Raw genomic sequence first — 12384 nt, 5'->3', positions numbered from 1 at the left:
TACAACTGCAGCTTTGGTCTTTAATCCTGCGCAAGGTCCTTTCGGGAGCTTCCTGTTGGTGACACAAAGGTTCAATGAATCAACCGGAAGGTCCGGGTTTGACTTCCGGAGCGCAACCGAAGCAAATAGGTGCCGCTAGGGAGATCAGTGGGGACAACGAGGCTTGCAAGCCCATCTTCGGTCCAATTCGGAACAAAAGTGTCAAGTTTTTTCCCTTCGATGCTCCATAGCGAAACCTCCGTTCCAGTACTTGGTGCGCTACGCAGTTGGATGTGGATCTGGTTAACAAATGGATTTGGATAGACATCTACTGCATCCTGAAGTACCGTGCGATTCAGTTCAACGGTGTTGGAAAAACGGGAGGTTCCGTCAAAATCCGTTTGACGATAGCGGTAAAAGTAGCGATCCAAACTAGCCTCGGCATCGACCCAGCTGTATTCGATGGTTTGAGAGGCATTTCCTGCACCGCTGACGAATCCCACATCTTCAAAACGCATCCCATCCTCGGAACGCATGATCGTGAATCCGCGGTTGTTGGTTTCTCCGTAGGTCATCCAATCCAGTCTCACATCGTTCTCAAGCCATGCCCCTGTGAGCGGGGAGGCATTGACAGGCAAACCACTCGCAGGGTTGGATGGCCCAGTGATGAAAAAGTTGTCAATCGCGACCCCTGCGGCAAACACTGAGACGTCAGAACCAAAATTGAATCTGAAGGCTACCTCCGCATTGCCTGCGAGGAAAGAAATATCACGTGTATAATTCACGTACGCAGCCCCAACTGAGCCTGAAAAGAAGGCTTCATTGGCCGGAAAAACGGTGGTGCCAGAAGAATTGTTGTCGTTGTACCATCCTGCGGCGGTTGTTGTCCCTACAGGCAGCCAGCTTGTTCCCTTGTCTAAGGAATATTCGACGCGGAAACCATCGTATCCCGTCTCGGTGATAAACCTTGAGCTGAATCCCAAGGTGTAAGTGCCGACGGCGGTCATGTTAAAGCTCGGTGTCCAGAGTTGGGCAATACAATTGTCATTGTAGTTGCCTGTAATGCCGGTCACCCAGGCATTGGAGGGAGAGACCGTCCCATTTTTACCTGCCACTGCTGAGCTCCCCCTTTCAAAGTCGGTTCCCGAAACATTGTTGGGGCCAAAATCAAGGATATTGACTTCAAAATTGCCGCCATCGGTAATCGCATAAGGTGTGCCGCGGTCTGGTAGAATGTGAATGAAACCAACCTTGGTCAAGGTGGAGGCTCCCAGGTTGATCGTGAGGGTGATATCGTATTTCCCGGGTGCACTATATATATGTGTCGGATTCTGAAGGCTGGATGTCGGCGAACCGTCGCCAAAGTTCCAAACCCAGGATGTCGGCCGGTAGGAGTTGTCTGTAAATTGTACCGTCTTGCCAACGTAGGTAATCGTCGGTGCCGCAGAAAACAAAGCAGTCGGAACGGTAAATACGTCGCTGGTAAACAATCCCCGTCCATGGGTTGCAGCGGCAACAAGATTGTCGCTCGTGCGCATTTGCAGCATGTCTACGCGTGTATTGGCGAGGCCAGTGTTGCCGGGAGTCCAAACGGTAGCGCCTCCGGCCAGCAAATCAGTGTACCAGACGCCGAGTTCGGTGGCAGCAAGTGCTTGGGTATTGTCGCCAGGATTCAGGAGGAGCCACCGTACGGGCATATCGGGCATGTTGCCCTCTACGCTCGTCCAAGTGGTGCCGCCATTGACCGATTCCCAAATAGAATTGAGGCCATAATTGGAATAGCAGACCAGTAAATGATTGTCATTGCCGATTTCTACCTCGACACAAGAAGGATAACCCGTCGGCAAGCCTGTTGAGATATTGGTTGCCGTTGGAGCACCTGTGTGGGCGTTGTCAACCCGGAAAACATCTCCATTGTTGATGCCGAAAAATACCCGATTGGCAGTGTTGGGCGAAACCGTCACGCAAGCGACCTGACCCCCAAAGCCAGCAACAGCCACCGTTGCAAAAGTATTTCCAGACTGTGGATTGTCCCAGCGCAAATAGTTGTTGGAGCCGCGATGCCCATAAAGCCGATTTCCAACGTTGTCATAGTCCGTCGGGCTGATAAACAATCCGCCAGTGGTGGAGACGTTGGTCCAAGTATTTCCTCCATCAGCCGAGCGGAAGAAATCATTTTGTACGTATGCAGTAAACTGAAACTGCGGCTGGTCTTGGTCGATGTGGCAGAATGCGCCGTCACCGCCGGTGACTTCAATCGTAGCATTGATTCCGCCATTGGAGAACTGCTGCGAGCCATTGTCTTGCGCACCAGCGAGGAAGTAATCGGTGAGTGCCGTCGGATGCATGGCGCAGGCGTAAAACTGCGTGACATTGTAGTTGTTCCCCTTGAAAGCAATTGCGGGTGAGCCAACGTTGGCATTGGCACTGCGGTAAACCCCGCCATCGTTTCCAAAATAGCAGATGGACGAACTCCCAGGCTGGAAGATTACAATGTGTTGATCTGCATGCACATACTGGAATCCGAATCCACCGTACCAATGCGCCACCTGCGTCCAGGTTCCTGCGCCATCTCCTGTTACAAAAAGGTCCACGCCGCCTACAAACATGCGGTCGCGGTTGTTGGGATCGACGGCGATGCTCAAGTCATACCATGCCTGCCCTCTGGAAAAATCGGTGGCTCCGATCCCAGGATCTGCGTCGGCAGGCTTGGTTCTGTTTACCCAGCTAGCGCCGCCATCGATGGTGCGGCAGATTCCGGCGGCGATGTTTGCATTTTCAATGATGCAGTAAACGTAGTTGGCATCGCTCGGAGCGCAGGCAAGTTCGATGCGTGATGCAGCAAGTGGAAGCGTCTGCGCTGCTCCAAAGGTCGCCCCAGCATTGGTGCTCTTGTGTACTGATCCATCCAAGGATGCATAAATATCCCCATTTGCCGCAATTTCCGCATCCCAAGCAATGTTGCTGCCGGCACCCGTGATGCCGAGACCAGAGCCGAGGACCTTGGTCCAAGTTGTGCCTCCATTGGTAGACCGTTGGACGCCTCCTGCCTGCGTGCAAGCCAGAATCACCCCCGTATTGGTGACAGCAATTTTCTGGACAAATCTAAAGGTTGCATTGTTGGTCGAGGCAAGTTGTGTCCAAGTGGCCCCTCCATTGACGCTTTTGAAAATTCCCAATCCCCTGATGGCGTCGGCGTTGAAGTAACCTTCGCCTGTGCCGGCATACATGGTTTGCGTATTGCTGGGGTCAAAAGCCAAGGTCGTGATGGCCAAATTCCCCATCAAGTCATTGATTGGAGCCCAATTAGGATTTGCTGCAGTGATATTTGTAGTTTTAAACAATCCGCCACCGACGCCGCCGGCAAAAATTGTATTTCCAGTGCCGTCGTTGGGATCGATCATGATCGCCCGCGTTCGGCCGGAAACATTACTTGGACCACGTTCGTCCCAATTCACGGACAAAGCGGCATTCACTTTGCCTGCTGCACGCATTTGATCGGCATAAGCTCTTGCAGACAGCAACCTTTCACGGGGAACTTCGCCCGTTGCCGGGTCTTTGGTCATCATGACCTCCTGTGCCATGGCCAGGTCGATCCGATCCTTGAGGGGGATTTTTGCCGAATTGCTTTTGACTGGACCTGAAGGGGCCTTTTTGCCTGCCTTGGAAGCGTGCATTTCAGAATCAAGATTGGGCGCATCCAGCCTATCCCAACCTGCAATTCCTATTCCCAAACATATCAACAATGAAAGACCAAATGCCAATATTGCCCTATTGCTGCTTCCCATAACTCCTACCGAATGATTGATCTGACCCAGAGTCGAAAATACGCATACGCGCCGCGATTGTCAATAGATTTTCAGTGGTCTCCATGGAAACGTCTGACAATGTAGACAAAACCACGCAACCCAATCTGCCTTCGTCACGTAAGGTAAAGCCTAAATCTGTCGCCCGTGAGTACACCAATACCTATCCGCACTGTTGATGGCTCCTTGCAGCATCTCCGGCTGAATTTCAGAAATCAAATTTTTCACTCCTTTGTTACTTCATTTGCAAAGGATGAGGAAGACTCCGGACTTTCGGTGAAAATGGTCATTGCCGGAACCGGTGAAAGGTACAAAATCGGCGAAAGGAACCACCAAATCGTGCCGGGGCGTTTTTTGGTGGTGAACCATCATCAACGCTTTCAATGCCGCGTGCAGGCAAATGAAGCAGTCGAAGGAATGTGTTTTTACATCGATCCTGCTTCTGTTCAGGAGGTCAACCATTTTGCCAGGGCAGGCCACCGACGCATGTTGGATGAAGCAGGAAATGTGAATTCCACAACGCCGGTTTTTACAGAAAAGGTCTTCGGGCTGACAGAGTCGACACTCGGCAACTTCCTCCAAGCGATGACGCCCATCCTGAGAGACAGCGAAAAACGGAAGCGCGTAAACTTTGACGAATTTTTCATCACCATGGCTGAGCATCTCGTTCACAGCGAATTCCAGACCAAGTTGATGATCGACAGCCTCAAAAATGAAAAACCGTCTACAAGGGAAGAGCTCTACCGGCGCATCAGCCTTGCCAAATGCCATATTGATGAACATTATCTTCAAGAACTGAACTTGGACACGCTCGCCGAAGTCGCAATGACGAGTAAATACCACTTTTTGCGCTGCTTCAAGGAGATTTACCATTGTTCTCCCTACCATTATGTTTTGCAAAAGCGCCTGCAGCACACTGCCCATTTGCTGCTGAAAGATCGACACAGTCTCACAGAAATCGCCTTGGAGACTGGATTCACCGATCGCCGGGCCTTCAACAAGGCATTCAAAAAGATGTACGGTACGCTGCCGACAGCCTTCCGAACTGAAAAGTGATCTACAAAATCTAACGCCAACAACGAATCACCTTGCACCAATCGTGATTCACTGTTCACTTTTCGCTATTCACTTTTCACTTATCGCTTTCCCCTGTTCACTTTTCACTAATTTTGCCAAATGAGTAAAAAAGGGCGCGTATTGGTGGCAATGAGCGGCGGAATCGACAGTTCGGTGACAGCTGTGATGCTGCATGAGCAAGGTTATGAGGTGATTGGCCTCACCATGAAGACTTGGGACTATGCCAATGCGGGCGGACAAACCAAGGAAACCGGCTGTTGCAGCCTTGATTCCATCAACGATGCACGCATCGTCGCCGTCGAATTGGGCTTTCCGCATTACATCATCGACATCCGGGACGAGTTTGGTGACTTTGTGATCGAGAACTTCGTCGACGAATACATCGCGGGTCGCACGCCCAATCCCTGCGTGCTTTGCAATACGCATATCAAATGGGATGCTTTGCTCCGCCGGGCCGACAAACTCGACTGCGAATTCATTGCCACCGGGCATTATGCCCAAGTGCGCAACGAAAACGACCGTTACATCATTTCGAAAGGAAAGGACCAAAACAAGGATCAGAGTTACGTTTTGTGGGGCTTGAAGCAGGAATCGCTTGCACGTACCATCTTCCCGATGGGCAAGTACCACAAAACCGAAATCAAGAAAATGGCTTCGGGGATGGGTTTTCACCATCTCGTGAACAAAAGCGAGAGCTACGAAATCTGTTTCATTCCCGACAACGACTACCACGGCTTCCTCAACCGCAATGTCGAAGGCTTGGAGGAACGCGTCGCGGGCGGCAATTTCATCCTTTCGGATGGGAAAGTGGTTGGGCAGCACAAGGGTTATCCCTACTACACGATCGGGCAGCGCAAAGGAATCATCGCCATGGGCGAACCTTATTATGTGACCTTTATCGATCCGGAAACCAATACGGTCATGATCGGCAAGGAGGAGGAATTGCTGCAACACCGCATGCAGGTAAGGGGCGTGAACCTGGGCAAATACGCTACTCTTCCCGACGAAATGCCGGCCGTGACCAAGATTCGCTACAAAGATGCCGGTGCGCCGAGTGTACTTCATCCGCTTGCGGATGGACTTGTCGAGGTGACCTTCCCCAATCCGGTGAAGGCGATCACCCCCGGGCAAAGCGCGGTGTTTTACGAAGGTGACGACGTGCTTGGCGGCGGATGGATCAAGAGTGTGGGTGGGAACTCAGGGATTTTTAATTGATTTACCCAGGGTTTTGTGCCCGTTTGGGATTGTAAAGGGGAATTGTTTTTGTCATATTTGAAGTATGAAATTCAGCAAAAACCTCTTTTGGGATACGGATGAATCGAAGCTGGATTTCGAGGCAAATGCCAAACAAATCATTGCCCGCGTTGTAGAACGTGGTCGTCGCGAGGATTGGCTCGAAATTTTGCGCTACTACGGAGAGGATCGTTTGCGGGCAGAGGCAATCCAGATTCGGTCGCTCGAGCCTAAAACCTTGGCTTACTTGAGTGTCGTTTTGGATACACCAATCGAAAATTTCAGATGTTACAAAGAACAGCAGTCCTTCCCGGCACTTTATCACTACTGAAGACCCTGATCGGAATCCCCGACTTCAAAGATTGTTATTTGGTGGGTGGTACGGTCTTCAAACAAACCATTCGTGCCAAATTACGGGCCTACGAAAGGCAATTCTAGGTTCTCACCCACCGCAACATCTCCGGAAACCCATTTCCTCCGTTCAGTTTCTCCTTCGCCGGATCTTCACAAAGACCCATCCATACCAGCAGCGGCAAGCCGATGAAAGTCCCTTCCGCAAATTGCTGTCGGAGCCAATCCGCACCGTCATGGTACCCGGCGTCATGGATCACATATTCCACAGGTAAGCCCAAATGCAGGCAAGCGGCATAGCTCCAAAGAATGACGCCGACTTCGTCACCGCCGTGCTCGGGCAGTGTCTCGGCAACATTCCCTGAAAACATTTCCCGCTTTTCTGAAGGCAGCAAGGCGATATGGCCAGCCTCGTGCAAAATGTCGCCAGGATATTTCAATTGCGACCGATCAATTACGATGGTACCCGCAATGACCTCCAATCCGGGAAGAAAGGTCGTGGAAGGCACCTTCCCGAATGTCCATTTGATGCCGATGGTGTCAAGAAAATTCAACATTGTCCAAAGTCGGGTTTCACCAACCGCGGCCGCCGACTCGGCTTCCAAATCTGCAATGATGCCTGCCAAGGCAGGATTGTTTTGCATCCTGAGGTTCTCCAAAACCTGCTTTCGGGTGGCTTCATCCATTTGGGGAGCCTCAAAATCGGCTTTGGGTAGGCCAGCCTGCGCAAACCATTCATCGGTCCAGGTATTGCGGATGCAATCGATCACGAGGTGGATGCGCTCGGAGGCTCCGCGGTTGTGGACGCTGTGCGGCTGCGAAAAATCGCCAAACCAGCATTCGCCAGGTTGCATCGGGATGCGCGTCCCGGCAATGATAAAATCGACTTGGTCATGGGTAATCAAAGGGATATGCAGCCTGAAAACGCCGTCGGAATAGTGCAATCCTTGGTCACGATGTGTTTTGATTTCGCCGCCGGGGGCTTGCCGCAGGAGCCGAACACTTTCTTTGTCGCAGGGGAGGCTGTCGAGCAATGCACGAAAATGGGGGCATTCTTGCAAAAGGGGCGTATCCTGATAGACGCTGTCCGGATGCGCAAATACCGTGTCGGTTTGCCCGTCCTGCGAACGTAAGGCGATCGAATCCCATCCGCCCACATAGTCTCTTTGGTTGAAGTGAGGCCTCCAAGTTGCATCGAGACAATGAGACAGGTCAAGCAGCAGGTCCGACAATTGGACCGGCAAGGGGAGTTTCAAGTAAGGTGTTACTATAGCATTTTGTGCAGTCATGAGGCCAAATTGAAGTGTTTTTGACGTCTTTGGGCGAAATAGGACGAAATTCGGCATTGAATACCAAAGCCGCACTTCGCACGTTGAAGCTAATGAATGGACAGTGAAATGACAAAATTGCTTACGGAGATGGTTTGCTTGGAAGGGGATCAATTTCGACACTTTTTTGAACGGGGAATTTTCGTAGTTTTAAGGTGATGATGAAGCATCTCAAATTGGTTGGTTTCTTGCTGCTGATCGGCTTGGCTTCGACTGCCTGCAGACGCGATTACGATCCTGTGCCCGCCACTGCCAAGGAAGTTTTCCCAATCCAAGACGGCAAATTTCGCATTTACCATGTGATCGATACGTCTTATGCATCGACGACTTTGGAAGATGCACGCACTTATTACAAACGTGAACTCACCGACGGAACCGAGACTGATCTGCTTGACCGTGAGGTTTCTGTGCTTTGGCTGCACACTTCACCTGATACGCTTGGCACGGTTGATGCGCCGATTTATAGTTGGGATTTTGATGAGCTTTGGACGCAGTACCTAGGCACTGAATTTGCTGAACGGATCGAAGGCAATACGCGGAAAATCGTGCTCCGTTGGCCACCTTACGAAGGCGCAACTTGGAATGGGAATCTTTACAACAACCTTGATGTTCAGACCTATCGCTATGTGAATGTCGATACAACCGTCGTCGTGCGTGGTGTCACGTATGAGCACTGTGTCTATGTATTGCAAGTTCCTTTCCGCATGCCCGTGGAAAAAATCCCAGGGAATCCGCCGCCGCCATTTTTCTTGATTGAACATGCCTACGAAATCTATGCTCCCAAAATCGGGAAGATCGTAGGCTACTACAAGTACTACGAGGAGCAAGTCATCAGCGGAAATGTGCAGATCGACGAAAATAGTAGGATTTACTACGAAGAACTCGTTACCCACAATTACTGATCCATGCGGATTTTGATCGTGTTGTCCTTGGTTTGGGCTTTTGTCTTGGGTCCATGGACGCCCATATATGCGCAGGCAGGAGAAGCCTTTCCACTTAAGGGAAAGCGTGTTGCCGTTTATTTTTCCAAAAAGCACTTCACTTTTGATGACAATTACCGCATTCCGCTATCGCAGTTCATCAAGTCTGATCAAGGGGAGAATGCTGAAATAGAAGACATTAAGCTTCAAACGCTTGTGGCATTGGGAACGCTGTTTGCCCAACAACTGAAAAAGCCGAGCGCAGCCGACAGCACATATTTCCTCAACGAATTTCCCGAATTGGCGTCCAGCTTCATCGGCGCTTACAATTCCGATGACCATTCCTTGGAGCCCTTGGGCGATATTTTTTCAGGAACAGACTATATCATGGTGCTCAATCCATTCATTTTGGGATCCTACAAAACCTCTTCGGTTTATTCGCGGAGCAACCGCATTATCACGGAGCAGGTGGTCGTGAAGACAGCCCGTATTCGTATGGAATTGTTTGATGCGCGCACCGGCGCGCGTAGATTCGTCTTTGAAAGCTGCATCGATGACCGCAAAACCGCCGTCAAAGACATTGCCTTCGAGTTCCACATGCAATCCTCACGCACTGGTAGATTTCTTGCCAAGCTGTTCACGCTCGCAGTTCAGAACATGAACCAAGGCGTTCAGAACAATTGTGAGAGCAATTAAAGCGGGGAATGAGAAATGAAAAATTAGAAATGAAAAATGAGAAATGGGATCGCCCCAGTCATTTCTAATTTCTCATTTCTAATTCATTATCAGCGATTTCTCGCCTCCAAATAGTCGTAGTAAGTCGGATTGGTGCCGTTTTCAATCGAACGTACAATCATCTCGATGGCAAATTCTTCTTCGGCGTCGTATTCCTTTTTGAGATCGTACCCAAAGATCTTGCCAATGCCTCCCCAGAAAAATGCGGAGGTTTTGCTTTTGTAGTCATTGATGAGGCTGTAGGTAGTGCTACCTGATTGCCGGTCGATGAGGCTTACCAAAACCTTGCCTTGGGAAATGGTCAGATTCCGGATTTCACCTTCATAGCGACCAAAAAGGAAGTGTTCCCGTGAGCTGAGGTAGGCATCTTTGCCTTCCTCCGTTGGAATGCGTGCCATTTCTGCGTTGATAATTTTGATGTTGCGGGCGCATTCGTTGGCATAAGGCAACACCTTGATCACGTTGTAACGCAGCTTGTTGAATTTTTGCTCGGCCTTGGCAAAGCGGCGTTGGTCGCGTTTGCTGCTGCCCAGGGCGCGAATCTTGACTTCCTGCATTTCGTAGATGGGCACGCCTTCGTCATCGACGGCTACGCGAATGCCGACCTGCGCCTCGGCTGCGAGGCTGGAAAGCCCCAACAAAATGATCAGACTGAAGATCGCTTTTTTCATTGCTTTTGTGCTTACAGGCTCAGATTGCAAATACCATTCCAATTCTGGTACCCGCTCCAAGTCCTTGCAGGCTTCACAAATTTAGCCTTTCTACTTCACTTTGCCCCAGTGGCCTTCGACTTTTTCTTTGAAGAGGCTCAATACCCAAGCTTTGCCCCATTCGGCGCGCTCCTCTTCGGTCCAGAGTTCAGGGAAGTAAACGACCTTTTGAAATCGGGGAGGCAGGTATTTTTGCCAATTGGTTCCACCGGTCGCTGCGATCATTTCAGGGTCGCCTTGCAGGTAACGCACAGCAGACTTGTAGTGGCTCAATGCCCAGAATACATTGGCGTAAAGGTCAAATTCGCGAAGGACGCCCCGCAACTCCTCATTGGCCTGCAACTCGGTGGGCAAGGCTCTGTACATCGCGCAAATGCTGCCTTTGGCCATTTCAGCTGCCAATTCCTGCAAGTCTTGGTCATATTTGGCCTCAAACATTTGCAGTGTCAGGGTCTTTTTTCCGGTCTTCAATTCGAGGTTGCCAAATTTCCAATACAATGACGCATACGCCTCGGCTACGGGAACATCTTGGGTCACCTTGCTGCGTTCGCCGGGCTCCATCAGATTGTAGGCCGTCGTCGATTCCAGTTCGATCATGCGGTATTGCGCAGATTGGAAGCCGCTTGCAGGCAGGAGCGACATCCTGAATTTGAGGAATTGCTGCGGATCCATGCCTTCGACCATCACGTCAAAGCTCTGACAGAGGTTCTTGAAGTAATTGAGCATCCGGCGCATGTGCTTGAGCCAAATACTCAAATCTTGACCGGATTTCTCGCGCAATTGCCGCATTTCATGGCGTATCAGGTTGAAATACAGCTCTGTAATCTGATGGTAGATCACAAATATCTTCTCATCTTCAAAATCAGTACGTGGATTTTGGAGGCTGAGAAGGGTGTCGAGGTGGATGTAGTCCCAGTAGGTCAGGAGATTGGAATACAACAATCCGTCGAGGTAGGAGAGCATGTCTTGCCCGAGGGCATTGTACTTGTCTCCGATCAATTGGAGGCGTTCGCGGATTTCTGGCGTGATTTCCATTGTGATACGTCGTGGGATAAACCTGAATCGGCCAGCAAATTAGCGATTTTCCATGGAATACAGACTGCAAAGCTCCTGTGAAAGGATTGGATTTCCTTGCTGAATGTAGATATTTGAACATGCTCAAGCGTGAAAATCAAGTCTTCTGGATCGGCGCGATTGTTCTGCTCATCAATCCTTGGACCATGGATTTTTGGGGGATGTACGTGGGATTGCGAGGGAATTACTTGATGAATTTTCAATCTAACCTGTTGGCCGCCTATTGCATTTTGGATGCTTGGCTCTTGTATGCGGCCGTGGCGCTTTTGCTGGGAAAGCGGTCCTTCGGGGATTTGTTCAAAAATTCGGCATCTTTTCTCGCGATTTCTGGATTTGCGATGGCCTTGTTGATGCTGATATTCAATCCCATCTATGCGGGTAAACTTCAATGGTTGAGGATTATTTTTCCTTTGATGATCCTTTTCCTGACGTCGAAGGCATTTTTTCTGGGCTTCGTCAAGCAGTCGGGTGCTACTTGGAGGATGCGTTTGCGGCCGTTGGCGACGGTTGGCTGGGCGATCTTGTCGGTTTTATTGGTTTTGGAAGGGATTTTTATGTTTGTCGGAAAATCCAGCATCAACGACACTACGCTAGCCTCGAAAATCTGGTTTGCAAGGCATTGGCAACTGACAGAGGATGGTTTTCGGGAAACTGCCGAATTGAGCAAACCTGACGTTTCCCGATCACAATTGCTCTTTATCGGCGATAGCTTTTTAGCAGGGCATGGGATCAAGAATCCCTCGGATCGGTTTTCTGATCTGATCCAGGTGCGCCTTGGTTCGCATTGGCAAGTGCACAACCATGGCCAAAATGGCTCCAATACCGAAATGCAATCGGATCAAATCGATTGGCATGTCCCTAAGCCCAAACTTACCGTGCTTTGTTGGTATGTGAATGATATTCAAGATGCTGCAGAGAGCGTTGGACTCAAAACAGGAAATGCAGGAAGGAAGGCTCCATTCCCGATTTCCTTGTTCCATGGATCCTACGTTTTTAATTTCTTATCCAACTTGTTTCCGATTCCCAAGCCGGTGAAAACTATCTGAACTTCTTACAGCGTTCATTTTCAGACGAATTGGTGATGGAACGCTACGCCCGTAGTTTGGAGAATTTGCAATCAAATTGTACTGGAAACGGCTCCAAATTTGCCGTGGTGCTGTTTCCTATCATG

Annotated in this window: 10 protein-coding genes; 6 read left to right on the top strand and 4 right to left on the bottom strand. The window is 50.1% G+C overall.

All coding sequences use genetic code 11. From position 1 onward, the window contains the following. Positions 1-71: 71 nt before the first annotated feature. Positions 72-3656, bottom strand: coding sequence for a PKD domain-containing protein (locus tag IPN95_25405; protein ID MBK9452697.1), 3585 nt, complete (start codon positions 3654-3656; stop codon positions 72-74). A 276-nt stretch (positions 3657-3932) separates the two neighbouring features. Here IPN95_25405 and IPN95_25400 point away from each other — a divergent pair, with 276 nt between their 5' ends. The 3 genes from IPN95_25400 (at position 3933) to IPN95_25390 (ending at position 6426) form a co-directional block, all read left to right on the top strand. Beyond that, the gene (locus tag IPN95_25400; GenBank protein MBK9452696.1) at positions 3933-4841 is read left to right on the top strand and encodes a helix-turn-helix transcriptional regulator; all 909 of its coding nucleotides are present in this window, start codon (positions 3933-3935) and stop codon (positions 4839-4841) included. Positions 4842-4961: 120 nt separating this feature from the next. Further along, positions 4962-6077, top strand: coding sequence for a tRNA 2-thiouridine(34) synthase MnmA (gene mnmA / locus IPN95_25395; protein ID MBK9452695.1), 1116 nt, complete (start codon positions 4962-4964; stop codon positions 6075-6077). A 64-nt stretch (positions 6078-6141) separates the two neighbouring features. Then, on the top strand, positions 6142-6426 hold the full coding sequence (locus IPN95_25390) for a hypothetical protein (GenBank protein ID MBK9452694.1): 285 nt from the start codon (positions 6142-6144) through the stop codon (positions 6424-6426). Positions 6427-6529: 103 nt separating this feature from the next. Here IPN95_25390 and IPN95_25385 read toward each other — a convergent pair whose 3' ends face one another. Continuing rightward, positions 6530-7735, bottom strand: coding sequence for an aspartyl/asparaginyl beta-hydroxylase domain-containing protein (locus IPN95_25385; protein MBK9452693.1), 1206 nt, complete (start codon positions 7733-7735; stop codon positions 6530-6532). A 200-nt stretch (positions 7736-7935) separates the two neighbouring features. On the opposite strand from IPN95_25385, the gene IPN95_25380 reads away from it, so the two are divergent. Then, positions 7936-8676, top strand: coding sequence for a hypothetical protein (locus IPN95_25380; protein ID MBK9452692.1), 741 nt, complete (start codon positions 7936-7938; stop codon positions 8674-8676). Positions 8677-8679: 3 nt separating this feature from the next. Further along, positions 8680-9390, top strand: coding sequence for a hypothetical protein (locus IPN95_25375; protein ID MBK9452691.1), 711 nt, complete (start codon positions 8680-8682; stop codon positions 9388-9390). A gap of 89 nt (positions 9391-9479) precedes the next feature. On the opposite strand, the gene IPN95_25370 is transcribed toward IPN95_25375, so the two are convergent. Beyond that, positions 9480-10100 (bottom strand): DUF4294 domain-containing protein, encoded by a 621-nt coding sequence (locus IPN95_25370; protein ID MBK9452690.1) that lies wholly within the window; start codon positions 10098-10100, stop codon positions 9480-9482. 90 nt (positions 10101-10190) lie between these two features. Then, positions 10191-11174 (bottom strand): tryptophan 2,3-dioxygenase, encoded by a 984-nt coding sequence (locus IPN95_25365; protein MBK9452689.1) that lies wholly within the window; start codon positions 11172-11174, stop codon positions 10191-10193. 119 nt (positions 11175-11293) lie between these two features. Between IPN95_25365 and IPN95_25360 the strand changes: the two genes are divergently transcribed. Further along, positions 11294-12259, top strand: a complete 966-nt coding sequence (locus tag IPN95_25360; GenBank protein MBK9452688.1) for an SGNH/GDSL hydrolase family protein — start codon at positions 11294-11296, stop codon at positions 12257-12259. Positions 12260-12384 lie beyond the last annotated feature (125 nt).

The organism is Bacteroidota bacterium (assembly GCA_016718825.1).
GTDB lineage: Bacteria > Bacteroidota > Bacteroidia > J057 > JADKCL01 > JADKCL01.
Note: the sequence above shows the minus strand (reverse complement) of the source record. Positions and strands in the feature narration are given on the sequence as shown.

Excerpts from the sequence above, each read along its gene's own strand:
- IPN95_25390 (MBK9452694.1), top strand. The coding sequence starts at position 6,142 with ATGAAATTCAGCAAAAACCTCTTTTGGGATACGGATGAATCGAAGCTG.
- IPN95_25365 (MBK9452689.1), bottom strand. The coding sequence starts at position 11,174 with ATGGAAATCACGCCAGAAATCCGCGAACGCCTCCAATTGATCGGAGAC.
- IPN95_25370 (MBK9452690.1), bottom strand. The coding sequence starts at position 10,100 with ATGAAAAAAGCGATCTTCAGTCTGATCATTTTGTTGGGGCTTTCCAGC.
- IPN95_25380 (MBK9452692.1), top strand. The coding sequence starts at position 7,936 with ATGAAGCATCTCAAATTGGTTGGTTTCTTGCTGCTGATCGGCTTGGCT.
- IPN95_25360 (MBK9452688.1), top strand. The coding sequence starts at position 11,294 with ATGCTCAAGCGTGAAAATCAAGTCTTCTGGATCGGCGCGATTGTTCTG.
- mnmA (MBK9452695.1), top strand. The coding sequence starts at position 4,962 with ATGAGTAAAAAAGGGCGCGTATTGGTGGCAATGAGCGGCGGAATCGAC.
- IPN95_25405 (MBK9452697.1), bottom strand. The coding sequence starts at position 3,656 with ATGCACGCTTCCAAGGCAGGCAAAAAGGCCCCTTCAGGTCCAGTCAAA.
- IPN95_25385 (MBK9452693.1), bottom strand. The coding sequence starts at position 7,735 with ATGACTGCACAAAATGCTATAGTAACACCTTACTTGAAACTCCCCTTG.
- IPN95_25375 (MBK9452691.1), top strand. The coding sequence starts at position 8,680 with ATGCGGATTTTGATCGTGTTGTCCTTGGTTTGGGCTTTTGTCTTGGGT.